At 49.5% G+C, this 18,814-nt stretch carries 17 protein-coding genes; 3 read left to right on the top strand and 14 right to left on the bottom strand.

The features are described from left to right. Positions 1 to 12 precede the first annotated feature (12 nt). The 6 genes from ACQ4MZ_RS10235 to ACQ4MZ_RS10210 all read right to left on the bottom strand — a co-directional run bounded on the left by ACQ4MZ_RS10235 (position 13) and on the right by ACQ4MZ_RS10210 (position 6,843). A complete protein-coding gene (locus ACQ4MZ_RS10235; RefSeq protein WP_430844757.1) occupies positions 13 to 1,710 on the bottom strand; it encodes a hypothetical protein in 1,698 nt (565 codons plus the stop codon). Then, a complete protein-coding gene (locus tag ACQ4MZ_RS10230) occupies positions 1,694 to 3,130 on the bottom strand; it encodes a DUF6056 family protein (RefSeq protein WP_430844755.1) in 1,437 nt (478 codons plus the stop codon). The genes ACQ4MZ_RS10235 and ACQ4MZ_RS10230 overlap by 17 nt, the downstream gene beginning before the upstream one ends. Next, positions 3,123 to 4,073: a glycosyltransferase family 2 protein gene (locus ACQ4MZ_RS10225; RefSeq protein WP_430844753.1), complete on the bottom strand. Its 951-nt coding sequence runs from the start codon at positions 4,071 to 4,073 to the stop codon at positions 3,123 to 3,125. The genes ACQ4MZ_RS10230 and ACQ4MZ_RS10225 overlap by 8 nt, the downstream gene beginning before the upstream one ends. 85 nt (positions 4,074 to 4,158) lie before the next feature. After that, on the bottom strand, positions 4,159 to 5,082 hold the full coding sequence (locus ACQ4MZ_RS10220) for a DMT family transporter (protein WP_430844752.1): 924 nt from the start codon (positions 5,080 to 5,082) through the stop codon (positions 4,159 to 4,161). A 1-nt stretch (position 5,083) separates the two neighbouring features. After that, positions 5,084 to 6,166 carry an LptF/LptG family permease gene (locus tag ACQ4MZ_RS10215; RefSeq protein WP_430844751.1) on the bottom strand — a complete coding sequence of 361 codons (1,083 nt, stop codon included), beginning with the start codon at positions 6,164 to 6,166 and terminating at the stop codon, positions 5,084 to 5,086. 14 nt (positions 6,167 to 6,180) lie between these two features. Further along, positions 6,181 to 6,843, bottom strand: coding sequence for a metal-dependent transcriptional regulator (locus ACQ4MZ_RS10210; protein WP_430844749.1), 663 nt, complete (start codon positions 6,841 to 6,843; stop codon positions 6,181 to 6,183). Between the two features lie 154 nt (positions 6,844 to 6,997). Between ACQ4MZ_RS10210 and ACQ4MZ_RS10205 the strand changes: the two genes are divergently transcribed. After that, complete coding sequence (locus ACQ4MZ_RS10205; RefSeq protein WP_430844747.1) at positions 6,998 to 8,350, top strand: Nramp family divalent metal transporter; 1,353 nt, start codon at positions 6,998 to 7,000, stop codon at positions 8,348 to 8,350. Between the two features lie 86 nt (positions 8,351 to 8,436). Then, on the top strand, positions 8,437 to 10,383 hold the full coding sequence (locus ACQ4MZ_RS10200; protein ID WP_430844746.1) for a KUP/HAK/KT family potassium transporter: 1,947 nt from the start codon (positions 8,437 to 8,439) through the stop codon (positions 10,381 to 10,383). Positions 10,384 to 10,430: 47 nt separating this feature from the next. Here the strand turns inward: ACQ4MZ_RS10200 and ACQ4MZ_RS10195 are convergent, their stop codons facing one another. The 8 genes from ACQ4MZ_RS10195 to ACQ4MZ_RS10160 all read right to left on the bottom strand — a co-directional run bounded on the left by ACQ4MZ_RS10195 (position 10,431) and on the right by ACQ4MZ_RS10160 (position 17,747). After that, on the bottom strand, positions 10,431 to 10,949 hold the full coding sequence (locus ACQ4MZ_RS10195) for a phosphoribosyltransferase family protein (protein WP_430844744.1): 519 nt from the start codon (positions 10,947 to 10,949) through the stop codon (positions 10,431 to 10,433). A gap of 60 nt (positions 10,950 to 11,009) precedes the next feature. Next, positions 11,010 to 11,714: a glutamine amidotransferase-related protein gene (locus ACQ4MZ_RS10190; RefSeq protein ID WP_430844742.1), complete on the bottom strand. Its 705-nt coding sequence runs from the start codon at positions 11,712 to 11,714 to the stop codon at positions 11,010 to 11,012. A gap of 9 nt (positions 11,715 to 11,723) precedes the next feature. Then, complete coding sequence (locus ACQ4MZ_RS10185) at positions 11,724 to 12,314, bottom strand: Uma2 family endonuclease (RefSeq protein ID WP_430844741.1); 591 nt, start codon at positions 12,312 to 12,314, stop codon at positions 11,724 to 11,726. Positions 12,315 to 12,362: 48 nt separating this feature from the next. Continuing rightward, the gene (locus ACQ4MZ_RS10180; protein WP_430844739.1) at positions 12,363 to 13,748 is read right to left on the bottom strand and encodes an aldehyde dehydrogenase family protein; all 1,386 of its coding nucleotides are present in this window, start codon (positions 13,746 to 13,748) and stop codon (positions 12,363 to 12,365) included. A gap of 107 nt (positions 13,749 to 13,855) precedes the next feature. Continuing rightward, the gene (locus ACQ4MZ_RS10175; RefSeq protein WP_430844737.1) at positions 13,856 to 14,629 is read right to left on the bottom strand and encodes a glucose 1-dehydrogenase; all 774 of its coding nucleotides are present in this window, start codon (positions 14,627 to 14,629) and stop codon (positions 13,856 to 13,858) included. Positions 14,630 to 14,670: 41 nt separating this feature from the next. Then, positions 14,671 to 16,047, bottom strand: a complete 1,377-nt coding sequence (locus ACQ4MZ_RS10170; protein WP_430844735.1) for a glutamine synthetase family protein — start codon at positions 16,045 to 16,047, stop codon at positions 14,671 to 14,673. Positions 16,048 to 16,076: 29 nt separating this feature from the next. Continuing rightward, positions 16,077 to 16,700, bottom strand: a complete 624-nt coding sequence (locus tag ACQ4MZ_RS10165; protein ID WP_430844734.1) for a DUF4230 domain-containing protein — start codon at positions 16,698 to 16,700, stop codon at positions 16,077 to 16,079. 3 nt (positions 16,701 to 16,703) lie between these two features. Continuing rightward, positions 16,704 to 17,747: a bile acid:sodium symporter family protein gene (locus ACQ4MZ_RS10160; protein ID WP_430844733.1), complete on the bottom strand. Its 1,044-nt coding sequence runs from the start codon at positions 17,745 to 17,747 to the stop codon at positions 16,704 to 16,706. A gap of 219 nt (positions 17,748 to 17,966) precedes the next feature. Between ACQ4MZ_RS10160 and ACQ4MZ_RS10155 the strand changes: the two genes are divergently transcribed. Next, positions 17,967 to 18,794, top strand: a complete 828-nt coding sequence (locus ACQ4MZ_RS10155) for a glycoside hydrolase family 16 protein (RefSeq protein WP_430844732.1) — start codon at positions 17,967 to 17,969, stop codon at positions 18,792 to 18,794. The last annotated feature ends 20 nt before the right edge of the window (positions 18,795 to 18,814 follow it).

Genomic DNA, 18,814 nt, shown 5'->3' with positions numbered 1-18,814 from the left:
ACATTCTGTTATTTAAGGTATTGTCACTTTTCCAAGAACACCGCCATTGAGAGCGGCACCTTCCACGTTCACGATTCCCAGATCATACGTTCCGGGTAACAGGGATGAATGCGGTATTTCAATGTCAAAACCCTTGTCGTACTGCTTGAAAAAATTGCGGCCGGTGTACTTATGCGGCTCCATTTTGAAAAAATACAGGCGTTCTCCATTGCGCACGAATGCATATTCGCCATTCGAACGCGACGGGGAGATCGTTCCTTCCGGATCGTTCACATAAATACCCTTTTCGCGATGTGTGACGGTTATCTGCCTTTCAACCGGGAATGCCGTCGTGAGTGCATTCACCTGCCGACCGAGCTCATTCCCTTCTTCCGGGTATTTGTAAACACCGGCTTTTACCAGGTACTTCATCACATTATCCACATACCGGGCGCCTTCCGAATAAGGAACATGGCCCAGTCCGAAACCATTATGCTCCTGGTTGTAGCCATTCACAGTATAGTATTTCCTGCGCTCCGAAATCACCGGCAAATACGAATAAATGGATATGCCCCAAATCACCAAGCCTATCGCAGCAGCCCCTCGCAATGCAAGCTTGCGCATGTTTTGATTTTGAGTTGAAACCACAAACGACAAATAGGTAACAATCAGGAACAGAGCCGGATATATCTTGTAGTTACTCACTATCATGACAAAAAAACCGAACCGGGGACGTAACAGGCCGATCACCAGCGCCTCCACGAGCAGGAAGCTCAAAATACCGAGTAAAAATGCATTCAGATTGCTGGTACCTTCACTCTGAACAACGGCCGGACCGCTTTTGAACCAACCAAATGTACGGGCGAGCCAGGGTGTAACTTGCCGCCAAAGCCAGATTACCACCCAGATCATAACCGCGAAGGCCATCATCACCGGTAATGCCGAGCGCACAACAATGTCTTTTTCAGGAAAGAAATCGAACAAGCCGCCCAGGAATGTAAAAAAGCCGAGAACCGATAAATGCGGATTTTTGACAAAAAACGCGAAGCTCGACTCGTTACCCTGCGCCGACATGCCGTAGAAATACAATCCTACTGCCACGGCACCCACCAGAATCCAGACAGCCAATTGTTTGTACTGCGACCGGAGCAGAAGTACCGCTACACCCGCCGGCCAAACGAAAATCCCACTGCTCATCGCGTACGTAGCGCACACACCTGCAAGCAGTGCACCCGCATAGCGCTTGCCCGAGAGTAAAAACATCGATAGTACCACAAAGAAAACGACAGGCTGATGCTGCCAACCGCATATAGCCCAAAGGAAAATCAAATGGTATTGAAGCTGGAAAAGCAAAAACGGCACGGGCAGGAAATACCATATGCTCAGAGTGGAGCGCTTGAACGCGCGCCAGAACACCGCCAGGGTACCCAATGTAAAAAGTGCCGCAGCAATATGCAGGAAACTAAAATCGAGATGTCCTGTAACCCAATAGTAAACGAGTGTAGCCAGCTTACCCACCACCATCCGGTGTTCGTTATTGGGCTGAAAAAGTAGTTTCAGACGTTCCGGAAATGAATTACTGGTGATCCATTTGTGCAGAAAATCGGGGAACGGGTCAAAATCGTCGTACCAGGGCAGGTTTACTGAGTAGTACAGGATCACTCCTATCCACAATACCACGGGCACCGCCGTTACCAGGAAGAAAAGCGGCTTTTTATTGCTGTTGTCCACCTTCAGTGTCTTTCATGTAAATGGCTTCCTTCCCAAAATAACCCGCGGTGCATTTGTTCCACCAGTGGGTAGGGTCGGTTTTAATGTCGTCGTCGAGGAAAATCGTCATCGGTTTCGAACGGATGGGCGGCAGGTACAAAATGTCGTCCTGCGAGTTCTTGATCAATGCATAACGCTGGTACATTTCCTTGTCGAATGCGGCCGCTTTGCCTTTCAGCAGATCGGTATACATCATTTTCACATTGCTGCTGCGGACAAACGAAAGCACCACCGACGCCACTAGTATCGCGCAAACGATGCCATACCGCACGGCGGTCAGAGTCAAAACGGTAATCTTCCGCTTTTTGAAATAATGAAAAAGCACTCCGATGACATAAAACCAACCGATCAGAAAAAAGAAGTACACGCAGTTGATGACACGCGGCGTCGGCTCGATCCCCACTCCGTAATAGGAAGGAAACAATTGCGCCGACAACACGCCGATAAAGAGCAATACGGCATACCACACCGGAATGGAGAAGTAATTTCGCGCACCTTCCGAAAGCCGTGAAAGTACAAAAAGCCAGGCCAGTGTAAAGAATATCAACGGCGTCCGGAAAACCCAGTCAAAACCCAGGTAGGCCAGTTTTTTAAATGAAGAAACTACCGAGAAAGGAATGTTACCACCCAACGGGTTACCGCCGATACGCGCTGCATTACCCGGCGATGCAAAGTAAAAATAACAGGAAAGCGCCGTTATCACAGCCATCGAAACCATAAATGCATCGACTTTCCGGTGGAAAAGCACTCGGTAAGCGAGCCACGCGCCTACAAGCAGCACCATGATCAGCAGGTTTGTTTCGCTGCTACCTATTACCGCAAATATCAAAAAGCCCGAAAGCGCACCGACAAACAGCTTCGCAGGCTGCGTGTCCTGGCGGTACCAGCGGAGCACAAGTACAATCCAGAGCAATGTGAGGATATTCGGAACCGTGTAGGTCACAAATGCCGCCATCCAGTAGAATGCTTCCGAAATGCTCATCATTTTGAGGATATACAGGAAGAAAACCACACCCGCAAACCCCAAATGGGCCAATCGCGATAATGTGGGCGTTAGGTGCCGGAAGAGGCTGTACAATGCGAAAACCATCCCGAGCAGCAGTATGACCGGCAATACTTTAAAACCGATGATCGAATGGAAGAGCAGCGGGCTCGTGTGGTTGAGGAATATTCCAAAGTAGCGGCCTGTCCACTCGGTATAGTACAGTTTCATGGCCTCGAACCAGCCTATTTTGAACACTGTAAAAATGTAACAGAAATCGTCCGCCGGCGACGGATGGTTGAAGTACGAAAGCGCCAGCAAAGGCACCAGTACGGTCAGCATCAGCAGGATATTCGCCCAGTTGCCGACAACCCGGTATTTTCTATAAAATCTATTCATTGACAATTTTTTCTATGATATAGCGTGGACGGCCTTTTACTTCTTCATAAATCTTACCGATATATTCCCCGATCAGGCCAAGCGCCATCATATTAAATCCACTGAAAAATGTGAGCGGCAGCATAGTCGACGTCCACCCCGCCACTGTATGACCGATCATGTATGAAAAAAGAATGTACACGACGATCAGCATCGCGATAAAGAAATTGGCAAACCCGAAATACAGCACCAGCCGCATCGGAAATGTAGAAAACGAGGTAATGCCGTTCCAGGCAAAAAGCAGCATTTTGCTGAGCGGGTATTTGGTCTCGCCCGCCTCACGTTCCAGGCGGCTGTAAAACACCTTTTCGTTTTTAAAACCGATCAACGGCACAATGCCCCGGAGGAACATATTGATCTCCCGGAAGTTTCCAAGTTCTTTGAGCACCCGCTGGTCCATCAAACGGAAATCCGCATGATTGAATACCACCGGGACGCCCATTTTTTGCATGAGCACATAAAAGCCTTCGGCAGTAACCCGCTTGAACCAGCTATCAGAACTGCGGTCGCCGCGCACGCCGTACACGACCATCGCGCCCTCGCGGTGCTTTTCGATCATGGCGGTAATAGCGTTGATATCGTCCTGCAAGTCGGCGTCGATCGTGATAAAACAGTCGTAATCATTCACATGCTGCTCCAAACCGGCCATAATGGCGCTCTGGTGGCCGAAATTCCGGGAAAGCCCGACACCGATGATATTGGAATCCTTGCTGCAAATGTCTTCGATGATCGACCAGGTTTTGTCCCGGCTGCCGTCATTCACAAGACAAATGCGGCTGTCCTCAGCAATGAGGCCCTGCTCCTTGATGCCGTTGTAGTAGGTGTTTAATTTAGCGTACGTCCGATACAAGATTGCCTCTTCATTGTAGCATGGCACGACTAAAAGTAAACGAGCTGGATTCATATGTCACCCTGTTGGTTGAATCGACAAAAATAGTAGTAATAAGTTAATAAGCTCCCTTTCCCGGCAACCGGCAGCTCAATATGATCTATTTACCGGCTTCAATTACCTTACGGTTATTCTTCTTCATTACGGTGGTGGTCAGCAATGGATACAGGATCACCGCCAGCAAAATCAGCAGCGTACCCATGTAAAAACCTTGCGTCATCCGCTCTTTTTCTCCGAAAATAAAAAAGGCCAATGCGATGCCGTAAACCGGCTCCAGATTGATAGTCAGGTTAATGAGGTAAGCAGAAAATTGCTTCATCAGCTGAGTCGCCATCGTGCTCGCGTACACGGTACACACGAGCGCGAGGAACAATATCCAGACCCAATCGCCCTGCGCCGGAATGAATGGCGCTCCGCCATTCCAGTCTTTGTTTTCAGAAATCCCGAGAAACAGCAGCGAAAACAATGACGCCCCCGACATTTCATAAAAAGTGATCACCCAGGCATCAATCCGCTGCACGAGCCGGCTGTTGGCTACTGTAAAACTCGCCGCCAGCATGGCAGAAGCAATAGCAAGCCCCAGGCCTAATGCATGGTCAAATTCAAATCTAAAAACCACGTACAAGCCCGCAAATGCGAGAATACCCAACCCCACTTCGAGCGGACTGATCTTCCGCTTATTAACTAATGGCTCCAAAAGGCTCGTCCAGAGGGAAGTAGTAGCCATTCCTGCCAGGCAAACCGAAGCGGTAGAAATCCGGGCCGACGCGAAAAACAGCATCCAATGGGCAGAAAGCAAAAAGCCCACACCCAGTATCCTCAACAGATCGCGCCCCGCAACCGCAAAGCTCTTTTTTGACAACAATATGACAACGCTCAGGCCGATAGCCGCAAAAAACGTCCGGTACAAAACCAATGCAACCGGCGAAATAGAGACCATCAGCCCCACAATGGCCGTGAAGCCCCAGATCATCACCAGGAAATGCAAGTGCAGGTACGAGCGAACGGAAGTGGAAGAAAGCATACTACCTCGGTAATGTTTTATAAAGCAACACCCCGATCAGTGAAAATACGATGTTAGGCAACCACACGGCAAAAAGCGTATTGATCGTACCCGCTTCGGCCACACCTTTGGATAATAAAAAGAAAAGGATGTAAACAAATGCCAGCATAAAGCCCAGGGCAATCTGCCAGCCTACCCCGCGGCGGCTCTTCCGGGCCGAAACAATCACGCCGATAGCCGTCAGGATCAGGATGGCGAACGGTTGGGTGAAGCGGATATATTTTTCGATCAGATATACCTCCAGACCATCCGCGCCACGACTTTTCAACAGCTCTATGTAAGCGTTCAGCTCAGGTAGCGTAAAAGTTTCGTAGAGGTTATAATCGCTTTCGAAGTCTTTGGGAGAGAGGTTAATAGTCGTATCAATCTCCGTTCCGCGGCTCAGCCGTTCGCCGAGACTATCGAGCGTCCGCACCTGATAATTTTGTAGCGTCCATTTCTTCTTTTTTGGCTGCCAGACGATTTTCTCCGCGTAAAACTTTTGAAGCAGTTTCGTGCCTTTAATCGTCTCCATCGTGAATTTATTCCCGGTCTGCGTGGTGGTATTGTAGCTTTCCAGGTAGGCATACACGTCGGGCGCGATGGTGATATGAACGTTGTGCCCGCTGAAATAGAACTCGTTTTTTACATAAGTTTTTTCAAAACCAACCCGGATCTTGTTGGCTCTGGGCAAAACCCATCCTACCTGAATGAACGTCAGAATCCCGAGCACAACCGCCCCGGCCATGTAGGGCATCAGCATCCGCGTAAAACTGATCCCGCTGCTCAGCATGGCTATGATCTCCGTGCGTGCCGCAATACGCGAGGTGAAGAACACCGTTGCGATGAACACCATCAGCGGGCTGATATAGTTGATCCAGTAGGGAATCAGATTAAGGTAATAATCGACGAGTATCTCCCTGAGCGGCGCTTTTTTGTCGAGGAAGTCGTCCACCTTTTCGGTGTAGTCGATCATACAGATAATCAGTACGATGACGAACGCCACGAATACGTAGGTAATCAGGAAGTTTTTGATCAGGTACCGATCGAGGATTTTAAAGTTCATGGCTGGTTATGGTCTCATCGGCGCTGTACCAGCAGGTTTTTGGACACTTCGAGACTGATAAACAACGTCGGACCGCCATTAATCTGTACGGACGCCGATTTATCGTATTCATTAATTTCCTTCACTTCTATCACCGCACCAAGCGTAATCCCCGACCGATCAAGGTGTTGCAAGAAAGAAGGGGCATGATCGAGCACCCCCATCATTAACACTTTTTCACCAACGTGCACGTCAGTAAGAATTAAATAGTCGGGTTCCGTAAGGTTCCCTTTCGCGTCTGGAATAGGGTCACCGTGCGGATCAAACTTCGGATGGCCCAGGAATGCATCTAGCTTTTCCACCAATACTTCCGATGGAATATGTTCCAGTTCTTCGGCAATATCGTGCACCTCGTCCCAACCGAAACCCAGCTTTTCAACCAGAAAAACTTCCCAGAGGCGATGCTTGCGGATCACCTTGATCGCCACTTTTTCCCCACTTTCCGTCAGTGTTACCCCCTGGTATTTTTTATAATGGATCAATCCCTTCTCGGCCAGCTTGCGCAGCATGTCCGTTACCGACGCGGCACGCGTAGACGTACTCTCCGCAAGCGCGTTCGTGCTCACTTCTACCCCGTCGCGTCCGGAAAGCGCGTGGATGATCTTTAAGTAATTTTCTTCTGTGAAAGAATTCTGCATGCTTTGTAAGCCCCGGTTACCAATCTTAGATATCCGGCAAAAGTACGATTTACTATCTGTAAATTAAAAAATTTAGACTAACCTAAAAATATATTCAGAATTTCCTTATCTTTGTTTTCAGAGAACTAAATTGTTTATTTCGGAGACTAAGGAAATGATTGACGATTTAAAAATAGATAAGTCTTTGCAAGAGAAAACACCGGGCCATGGCGAGCAGCTCCGCTCGCTATCCGAAGTTCACTCTTCGATTTCGGTGCCGGAAGGAGCTGGTTTCTGGAAAAAAATGGCTGCATTTGCTGGTCCGGGCCTGATGGTGGCTGTAGGCTACATCGATCCGGGCAACTGGGCTACCGATATCGAGGGCGGCTCGCGGTTTGGCTACACGCTGCTTTCCGTGATCCTGATCTCAAACCTCTTTGCCATGCTTTTACAGCATTTGTCGCTGAAACTTGGCATTGCATCCGGCCGCGACCTTGCGCAAGCCTGCCGTGATTACTACTCCCGTCCCGTATCATTTGTACTCTGGTTGCTTTCTGAAATCGCCATCGCCGCCACCGACCTCGCCGAAGTGATCGGTTCTGCCATTGCTCTGAACCTCCTTTTCGGGCTTCCGTTGCCCATTGGCGTCCTGTTTACGGCATTCGATGTGCTTATTGTCTTGTATTTCCAACAAAAAGGATTTCGCATTATCGAGAGCATTGTGGCCGGGCTTATGAGTATTATCCTGCTGAGTTTTTTATATGAAATGATCGTTTCGCAGCCATCGCTGGCTGGTATTATGGGTGGATTGGTACCTAAAAAGGAAATCGTGACCGACCCGGGAATGCTCTATATCGCCATCGGTATCCTCGGAGCCACCGTGATGCCGCACAACCTGTATTTACATTCCAGCATCGTCCAGACCCGCAATTTCAAAAAAGACGAGGCAGGCAAACGTTCCGCGATACGCTTCGCGACCATCGATTCGACCGTTTCGCTGGCACTGGCTTTCTTCATCAACGGCTCCATCCTTATTCTGGCCGCGTCGGCATTCCACGCCAACGGCCATTTTGAAATCGCCGACATCACCGACGCCTACCATCTCCTCGATCCTGTGCTCGGCGTGAGTCTCGCGGGCATATTCTTCGCCCTCGCATTACTCGCGTCAGGACAGAGCTCCACACTCACAGGCACCCTCGCAGGGCAGATCGTGATGGAAGGCTTCCTCAATATTCGCCTGAAACCCTGGCTACGCCGGCTGCTGACGCGCGGTATCGCCATTATCCCTGCGCTGTTCGTGTCCTACCTGTACGGCGAGCGCGGAACAGCCGAACTACTCGTGCTCAGCCAGGTGATTCTGTCCCTGCAACTGAGTTTTGCCGTGGTACCGCTGGTATTTTTCACTTCGAACAGCAAAATCATGGGACCGTTTGCCAATTCACGGCCATTAACGGCTATCAGCTGGGTCATTGCGCTGATTATTATTGGGTTGAATGGCTACCTGCTTCTCAACACTTTTACCGCTTAGTGTCGCACTGACAAATTAAATTTGTATTTTGTAATACCTTCTTTGCAAGCGGTTTCCTAACTTTCGCCGTTTTTCAGAAAAGGTGGATGGAATCAAAACACAAAGTTGACAAGGTAACGGCCGCCGGGCTTCTGGTGGCGTTCGGCATTATCTACGGTGATATCGGTACGTCGCCACTTTATGTAATGCAGGCGATTATCGGCAGCGAGGTGATAACCGAAGAAATTATCTACGGCGCACTGTCTTGTATATTCTGGACACTTACCCTTCAGACGACCGTCAAATATGTTATTTTGATCCTCCGGGCCGATAACCGGGGAGAAGGAGGCATTTTCGCTCTATACGCATTGGTGAGAAAGCATGCGCGGTGGCTCACCGTTCCCGCTATCATCGGTGGCAGTACCCTTCTTGCCGACGGCATTATCACCCCGCCTATTTCCGTTGCCTCGGCAGTGGAAGGGTTAAAGCTACTGTATCCGAATATCCAGACCATTCCCATCGTCCTCGGCATCCTGACGGCCATCTTCCTGATCCAGGCATTTGGCACCAAAATCGTCGGCCGGACATTTGGCCCTTTAATGGTAACCTGGTTTGTGATGCTGGGCGTTCTGGGAATTTATCAGATCATGGGACACCCGGGCATATTCAAGGCATTCAATCCGATTTATGGCTATCAATTGCTAACACAGCATCCGGGCGGCTTCTGGATGCTTGGCGCGGTCTTTCTCTGCACCACGGGGGCCGAAGCACTCTACACCGACCTTGGACATTGCGGCAGGGGAAATATCCGGGTGAGCTGGGTACTTGTCAAATCCTGTTTGATATTGAACTACTTTGGTCAGGGCGCCTGGCTTTTGTCCCAAACCGGCAATTTGCTGAGCGGACGTAAGCCTTTCTATGAAATCATGCCCGAATGGTGGCTTCTGCCCGGTATCGTCATTGCAACCTCTGCAGCGATTATCGCCAGCCAGGCATTAATATCAGGCTCTTTTACGCTTATTTCAGAAGCGATACGGCTCAACTTCTGGCCGAAAGTGAGGCTTATCTATCCCAGTGACCAAAAAGGCCAGCTCTACGTACCAAGTATTAACTGGCTGCTCTTGCTGGGCTGTACGGCAGTCGTACTTTACTTCAAGGAGTCGGCCAATATGGAAGCCGCTTACGGGCTCGCTATCACCCTCACAATGATCATGACTACCATCCTGATGTCGTATTATCTATACGTAAAACGGGTGAATTTATGGATCGTAATCCTGTTCATGCTGGTATACCTTTCAATTGAAGGTGCGTTCCTCGGCGCTAACCTGCTGAAATTCACTCACGGCGGCTGGTTCACGATTATGGTCGGCACAATGGTCGCAGGTTTGATGGCGGTGTGGCTCAAGGCGTTCTATATCAAACTCAGGCTCACCGAATACACCAAGCTCGAAAAATACCTGCCCGCATTGCAGGAGCTGAGCCGCGACATCAGTATTCCCAAGTACACCACCCACCTCGTTTTCATGACGAACGCCTCCCGCGCAACGGAAATCGAAACGAAGGTTATTTACTCTATTTTCCAGAAACGGCCGAAACGCGCTGATGTGTACTGGTTCATCCACGTCGACATTACGGATGATCCCTACACAATGGAATACAAGGTACTGTCCGACGAGGACCACCACGATAATGTCATTAAAATTAACTTCCGGCTCGGTTTCCGCGTCGACCAACGGATCAATATGTTCTTCCGGAAAGTCGTTGAGGATATGGTTTTAAACAAGGAAGTGGACATTACTAGCCGGTATGAATCACTGAGCAAACAGAACATTACGGGAGATTTCCGTTTTGTAGTATTAGAGAGGTTCCTTTCGTTTGAAAACGACCTGCCCTTCCTGGAACAGCTCGTAATGAAGACTTATTTCTTTGTCAAGGATTTCACAACACCGGAAGACAAGTGGTTCGGGCTCGATAGCAGTTCCGTCAAAATAGAAAAAGTACCGCTTATTATCCGGCCGGTTGAAAACGTCAAACTAAGGCGTGTTTTCCATTAGTTTACAGTCGTTTTGATGCCACCGCAGCGGCGCTGCGGTGGTATATATCATTTTAAATAAACCCCCTCTTCCTCTGCCCTGCTTAAAACCACTTCTACATGCTCCATGAGCGTGGTACTCAACGAATACCCCACATAGTCGGCGTGAATCGGGAATTTGTGGTGGCTGCGGTCGACGATTACCGCCACCTGAACCTTTTTCATCGGTACTTTCAGGAACGGCTCCAAGGCGAATGCGAGCGTACGGCCTGTATTAAGCACATCATCCGCGACGATTACTACCTGATTTTCCACATTCAGTTCGCGATCGAACAGAATCGGGCTTTGCTGGTGGATGTTTTTGTCGAAACGGAGCTCGATCAATTGCGCGTCCAGCGGGGATATTGCTGTGAGTTCGGCTACCAGTCTTTGAGCGAATGCAAAACCTTCACCTGCGATTCCGGCGACAATAATGCCCTTTTCTTCAAAATTCTGCTCGTATATTTCAAAAGCGATCCGGCGTATTTTCTGGCCTGTCTGGTGGGCACTCAAAATCTGACGCCTGGATACCTTGCTGTTCTCGGTCATTGCGGGTAATGGTAAGTTAAAATCTTAGCAGCGGTAAAAATAGCAAACCGCCATGCCACTTCATAACGCGGCGAAATTCTTTAACCAATTCGCAAAAGTCAACTCATGAAGCGGCAATTCCAGGCTCACGACGCCCATTTCGACCTTCGCCTGACCAATGCGATCCGTTCGGATTTCCATCAATGCTTTTTCATAAGCCTTCGGAAACTCGGGATGAGCCTGTATCCCTACCATGTTTTCCCCGACCGTGAACATGCCGATCGGACAATCCTGCGACTCGGCCAGCAGCTTGCTGTCCGGCGGCAGTTCCATCACCTGGTCCTGGCACATCATCAGCAAATTGAACGACTGTCGCGCCGGTTGCATCCATTCCTGCTGGCTCAACACCTGGAAATTATGCACACCTACGCACCAGCCCACAGCCGATTTTTCCACTTTTCCACCCAATGCTTCGGCCAGCATCTGATGCCCGAAACAGATCCCCAGATATTTTTTACCCGAATCACGGATTTCACGTACAAACTCCTTCAACCGATGAATCCAGGGCTCATCATCATAAACCGAGAACCTGGAACCGGTGCAAACGTACACGTCACACTCATCTGCGGAAGCCGGAAAATATCCGTTGCAAACATTATAAAATGTAAACTCCCAATCCGGTGCAACCTGGGAAAACAAAGCCGGGAACATCTCCCGGTAATCTCCCGCAATCGGCAACAGCTCTTCGCGTACATGGTCGCATTCCAGCAATCCGACTTTTGTCATATTGTTATTCTACTTTTTATCAAAAAGCTGGTTTAAATCGATGGTAAAGTCAGGTAACGTAATCGAAGTAAGCGCCTGACCTACGGTATACGGCTTCAATCCAATAAATCTCCCTTCTTCAATTAATACGTACACGAAAATCACTTCATCATTTGGCTCTACCAACCAATATTCTTTCACACCGGATTCCTCATACACATCAAACTTGCTGTCCATTTCCTTTCTGGTGTTGCCAGGGGATAGTATCTCGATAATCCAGTCGGGCGCACCAAGACAGCCTTTTTCATCTATTTTACTTGGATCACAAATCACTGAAATATCGGGCTGAACAACTGTGAGAATTTCCTTGTCGGATTGAACATCAAACCTTGGAAGTCTCACATCAAAAGGAGCTGCAAAAACCTGGCAGTCTCTGTATTTAAGCAATTGCCATATTTCGGATAAAAGCAATGCCGAAATTCGTTGATGCCGGGTAGCAGGCGCGGGCGACATTTTGAAAATCTTTCCCTTGATTAGTTCAAGGCGCTCTTCAAACTCCCATTTCAAATAATCCGCATAGCTGTACGTGCCATTTAAATCAAGTGTGTCGATGCTTTTCATACCTCACATTAGCTGGTTTTCACATTAAAGATAGCCGAACAAACCATGTTACCCTATTTTCAAATGAAAAGACTTAGGCCGCGTTAATGCTTCGTAACCTACGACTGACAGCGTACAACCGCGACCGGAATTCTTAACACCCGTCCAGGCCAATGCGGGATCAAGGTAGTCGCAACGGTTCATGAACCAGGTGCCTGTTTCGACCTGCTCGCCGATCTGCAATGCCGCATCGACGTCTGAAGTCCAGATGGAAGCGGTAAGACCGTATTGGCTGTCGTTCATGAGCCGAATGGCCTCCTCGTCGCTCGCGACGGGCATAATACCTACTACCGGCGCGAAAGTTTCCTCCGTCATAATGTCCATCGAATGGTTTACATTCACGAGCACTTGCGGCGCGAGGTAGGGCGTACCCGACTGGTGCGCAGGAAACAATGCAGGGTCGATCAACGCAGTGGCACCCTGAGCAATAGCATCATCAATCTGTTTTTGTGCAAAGCTGGCTGCTGAGGTCCTTACCATCGGCCCTAATGTCGTTTCAGTGTCACGCGGATCACCCAGGATATAAGTCTTGGTCAATTCTTCAAAACCCTTTATAAATTCATCATAAACGTTTTGATGTACATAAATGCGCTCGATTCCGCAGCACGACTGTCCTGAATTGAAGAAGGAGCCGTCTACCAGGTTTTCGATCGCGTCGGCCAGGTTCGCGTCCGCACGTACGTATGCAGGATCCTTTCCGCCGAGTTCCAGCCCGCCGACTATAAACCGCTCATTAATGGCTTTCTGCACCGCATGACCGCCTTCCACCGAACCCGTAAATGCCACATAGTCGACCCGCGCGTCGCCAATCACCTGCGCCACCTGGTCGTGACTTAAATGCAGATATTGAAACACACCCTCCGGCAAACCGGCGTACTCGAATGCGGCGGCGTAACGCTCTGCACAAAGGGGTGTCTGCTGTGCATGCTTCAAGATCACCGCATTACCCGACATAATAGCCGGTATCACTGAGTTCACGGACGTCAGATAAGGATAATTCCACGGCGCCACTACGAATACTACACCCAGGGGCTCCCTTTTTACAAATCTTTTAAAGCCAGGAATTTCATCGACTTCCACATCCGCGAGTGCCTTTTCAGCTACGGAAATCATGTAGTTAGCGCGCTCCTGAAACCCGCGGCGGATCTCATTCGCCGTGTAGCGGATCGGCCGCCCCATTTGCCAGGTCAGTTCCAGACCGATTTCCTCTGCATTGTTCAGGAAATACTCCACCGCTTTCCGGCAAATAGCCTCACGTTGCGCCAATGTCGTCTTTTTCCATTCTTTTTGGGCTGTTACCGCTTTTTCCAAAGCAGCTTCCACTGCCTCGGCGTTCGCCAATTCGCGTTCCACATACACGGAGCCGTCGATCGGGCTTATCGTTTTTTGAATCATATTTAAAGTGAGAAAGGGAGGAAAGGGAGGAAAGGGAGGAAGGAGGAAGGGGAACCTGAATGGAGCCTCCTCCATCCTCCCTTTTCTCCATCCTCCTTTATCCCAAATTACAATGGAGTTACATATGCCGAAGTAATACCGCCGTCAACGAGGAAGTCGGTGCCGGTAACGAACGATGCCTCATCCGAAGCGAGGAACAATGCAGCGTAAGCCATTTCTTTGGCTTCGCCGAAACGGCCCATCGGGATGTGTACCAGGCGACGTTGTTTCTTTTCTTCGGTATTCAAAAACTTCATCAGCAGCTCCGTTCGCAATGGGCCCGGGCACAATGCATTCACACGGATGTTCTCACGTGCGTGGATGACCGCGAGCTCACGCGTAAGCGCGAGAACCGCTCCTTTGCTCGCCGTATAAGCCACCTGCGGCGTAGCGGCACCCAAAATAGCTACAAATGAAGCGGTATTAATGATCGAGCCGCCCCCTGCACGCTTCAATGCCGGTATACCATATTTGCAGCCCAGGAAAACGCCTTTTGCATTGATGTTCATTGTCAGGTCCCAGATCGCTTCTTCTGTGGTAACGGCGTTATCATCGTCGCTGTGCATGATCCCCGCGTTATTGAAAAGGATATTCAGTTTTCCGAATTTTTCTTCGGTAAATGCCACAGCCGCTTCGCAGTCCGCTGCTTTAGAAACATCCGAATGTAGAAAGTAAGCCTCTCCGCCGTTTTTCACGATCTCATCGGCAGTCTCCTGACCAGCGGCGTCGTTCACATCCGTCACGATGATCTTAGCTCCTTCTTGGGCAAATAAAATAGCAGTTTCACGACCGATTCCGCCGCTTCCACCTGTAATAAGCGCGACTTTGTTTTCTAAGCGCATGGGGTTTGATTGGTTATGTTTTTTTGGATAGTAACGAGTGATTAAATCTGTTCAAAATACCGCTTCCGCTCCCAGTCTGTCACGGACGTATCATATGCCCGTTGCTCGGTTTTGAAAAAATGCGTGTAATGCTCCACCACTTCCTCGCCGAATACCTCTTTGGCAAACGCGCTGTTTTCGAACAGTGTAACGGATTCCGCGAGCGTGTAGGGTACGCGAGGCAAATGCGCGGCGGCATAAATATCGCCGATAAAGCATTCGGGCGGTTCAATACGGTTCCGGATGCCGTCGAGGCCCGAGGCCAGTGACGCCGCAAATGCGAGGTAGGGATTACAATCGGCCCCGGGAATTCGGCATTCGATCCGCAGACTGGCTCCGTTGCCTACGACCCGGAAACCGGCTGTGCGGTTATCATAGCTCCACGCAAGCCGCGTAGGTGCCCAGGAGCCGTCAACGAAACGTTTATAGGAATTAACGGTCGGTGCGTAGAACGGCATTACGTCCGGCACATGTTTGATCCAGCCGCCGAGGAACCAGCGGAAAATATCGGAGCCTTTCACCGGCCCGAACTGCTGGTCGCCGTCGAAGATATTCTTGCCGTCTTTCCACAGACTCATGTGAATATGACTGCTCGAACCCGCCTGATCAGTTGCGAATTTGGCCATGAACGTTACGGAAAGACCCATTGCATCGGCCACTTCCTTCATGCATTGCTTGTACACAATATGGTTGTCCGCCATCGAGAGCACGTCGGCATATTTCACGTTCAGTTCGTGCTGCCCCAGCCCCCATTCGCCTTTGGAAGTCTCGACCGCAATACCCGAATTTTTTAAATATCTACGGACCGCCGAAGTATACTTTTCGTTCCGCGTGCCCTGCATAATATGGTAATCTTCTAGGTAATATCCCGCCGGACTCAGGTTCTGGTAGTTTTGCTGAAATGCCTGCTTATAGCTGTTTTCGAGCAGGTAATATTCCAATTCGGAGGCTGCGAAGCATTCGACGCCGTCGCTCGCGAGCGAGGCCAGTTGTTTTTTTAACAGTGACCTCGGCGCAATCGATTCCAGCTGGTGCGACTTGTCGTTATGTACGTCGCAAATCACCAATGCGGTTTTATCGAGCCAATCGGCGATGCGCAGGGTAGCAAGGTCGGGTACCAGATGGAAATCGCCGTAACCGAGCTCCCAGTTGGCATACCGGTAGCCGGGTACCGGGTCCATGGCCATGTCGGTCGTGAGCAGATAATTGCAGCCGTGCGTGCCCGATTTAGCTACCGAATCGAGGAAATAATCGGCGTCTACGCGTTTGCCCATGAGCCGGCCGTAATGGTCCGTAAATGCAACTACAACGGTTTCAATCTCCCCTCCCCCAATCTTGCCCGAAAGTTCATCCAGTGTCAGAAATCCTTTTTTACTCATTAGAAAGGGTTGGTTTAGCGCAGTTTATATTATCGCAACTTATCTACTTTGGCATTCATCGGAAATTTCAGCACCACCTTTTTACCGGAAGCTTTTTCCAGCATCGGGGTCAGTATTTTTTGGGCATTCTCCTTAGTCTGGTCGAGAATACCCATGTCCAGAGCCGACTTCTGTATTTGTTTTTCGGCCTGTTTATAAGCCTCCTGCACTAGTTTCGCCTCGTCGGTAAAGGCATATTCAGTATTATAAACCTTTGATTTACTATGGTCTATTTTAAAAACACATAGCTCGGGCTCGGGCATATTGATCACGAGCGTTTCGGCGTCGGAGGTAATATCTTCCATTGAAATTTTGGCTAAATCCACACAACCAATCGCTTCTCCCTGTACGATCAGGATCGCCTTGGCATTGGGCAGCCACATTTTCACAAGTTCCTGCTCCACCACATCCTTGAAGTTGTATTTCACGACTTCGAGCTTACCCATCGAGCTGATCTCCTGCAAAACCACGGTATGCATCGCCTCGACCTTATCTTCCCCGCCGAGCCAATCGGGCATCCAGCTTCCGGTTTTAAAACCCGACCACAATGCGTTAATCCCTGCCAAAAGCAAAATCAGCACTAACAGCCTCACCAGCCATGATATGATGCGCATATCCTATTTTTTAAGTACAAAATCCTCCGCTATTTCCGGCTCCCGGGCCATCCGTTGGGCGATAATGCTCGCCGCAATCAGTTGCAATGCATGGTAAAGCATAATCGGCAGCAGCATTAAACCCGCTTCCGGCCCTGCAAAGAGCACTTTCGACATCACCGCACCTTGCACCAGCGACTTTTTAGAACCGCAAAATACCGCCGTAACCTTATCTTCCCTGTTGAAATGCAGCAAGCCGCTAATAAACGTCAGCAAGAAATAGATCCCGAAAAACAGCGTGAGCATTCCTATCCCTAAAAATACAATTTCTTTTATTCCAAGCGAATCGAAGAGGTGTTCCCCGAACGATTCACAAAAAGAAGTGTAGACGATCAGCAAAATCGACGACTGATCGAAATAGCGGATGTACTTTTTGTGGCGCTCCGCGAAATGCCCCCAGCGACTGTTGAGGGCAATCCCGGCAAATACCGGAAGTAGTACTTGCATGGACAGTTTTCCGACTACCGAAAGCAGATCAAAATGTCCCGGACCGGATGGTCCCGGACTGGATGGTCCTGAGCCGGATTCCAGCACGAGGCCCATCCACAATGGCGTGATGAAAACGCCGATCAAACTCGAAATACTAGCATTGAATATCGCCGCCGGAATATTTCCCCGCGCGATGGATACCATAACTACCGACGACGAAACCGTAGACGGCAGGACGGTCAGAAAAAAGATTGCCAGCCACATCACCTGCCCCTCTTCGCTCTGAAAAAACGACCGGAATGCGAGCGCCAGTACCGGAAAAAGTACAAATGTCGATAAATGCACCATCACATGCAGGCGCCAGTTTACGAGCCCGGCCTTCAACTTTTCGGGACTCAGGCGAAGGCCGTAAAAGAAAAATATGACTGAAACCGCATAGGTTGAAACGGTAGAGAGGTGCAGCGGACTATCCTGCATCCCCGGCGCGGGCCAGAGCCAGGCAAGCAGGATCATGCTGAGTAATGCAAGCATGAAACCGTCCAAACCGGCTTTTTTAGCAGTATCAATAAATTTACGCATATAAAAATCAACAAAGGCCGGCAATAGCGACGCCCAGCCGTTGTTTACAAGAAAAAGGAAAACCGCCAGAAATAAAACCCGGTACAACTATTTATAGTGTCAATTCTTTTCAATTTGGCATTTCGGGTAAAAGAGCAGGCGCCACATCTTTGCACAATGATCTCGGAAGCAACGAATAACAAATCACGACAGACCGCTCACAGCAATACTCGACAACCCATGACAACTCCTGACAAATTACTATTAACGATCATCCTCACGGTTATGAGCTCCCTCCCCGCGACCGCACAATACAAGCTCGTATGGGCCGACGAATTCGATTACGACGGTGCGCCGGACCCGAATGTGTGGCAGCCCGAAAAAGGCTTCACGCGTAACCACGAAGATCAATGGTATCAGGGTGATAATGCCTACTGCAAAGGCGGTTATCTGATTATCGAAGCCAAAAAAGAACGGGTCAAAAACCCGGATTACAAACCCGGCAGCAGTAATTGGAAAGAAAGCCGCGAATACGCTGAATACACCTCGGCGAGCATCATTACCCGTGGCAAAAAGAGCTTTCAATACGGCCGCTTCGAAATGCGGGCCAAAATTGACACGCGCTCAGGCATCTGGCCGGCATTCTGGACGTTGGGGGAAAAAGGAGAATGGCCGGACAATGGCGAAATCGACATTATGGAGTTTTACCGGGGAACGTTGCTCGCAAATCTCGCCTGGGGCTCGAATGAACGCTATAAGCCCATTTGGAATACCAACAAAAAGCAGATCAGTACCTTCAACGACCCGGATTGGTCATCGAAATTCCACGTCTGGCGGATGGATTGGGACGAGAATTCGATCAAAATCTATGTGGATGACATGCTGATGGCCTTGCAAGATCAAGCCAAAGCCATTAATGCCAAAAACAAGGACATTACGCCTTTCAAGCAACCGCATTACATTCTGCTGGGCATGGCATTAGGCGGTGATAATGGCGGTGATTTGTCCAAAACGGAATTTCCCGCCCGCTTTGAAGTGGATTACGTGAGAGTTTACCAAAAACAATAAGGCTTTCCGGCTCTTGGCTA

It is taken from the genome of Dyadobacter sp. BHUBP1 (assembly GCF_050587785.1).
Classification (GTDB): domain Bacteria; phylum Bacteroidota; class Bacteroidia; order Cytophagales; family Spirosomataceae; genus Dyadobacter.
The sequence above is the reverse complement of the archived record's forward strand: the minus strand, read 5'-3'. Positions and strand labels throughout refer to the sequence as shown.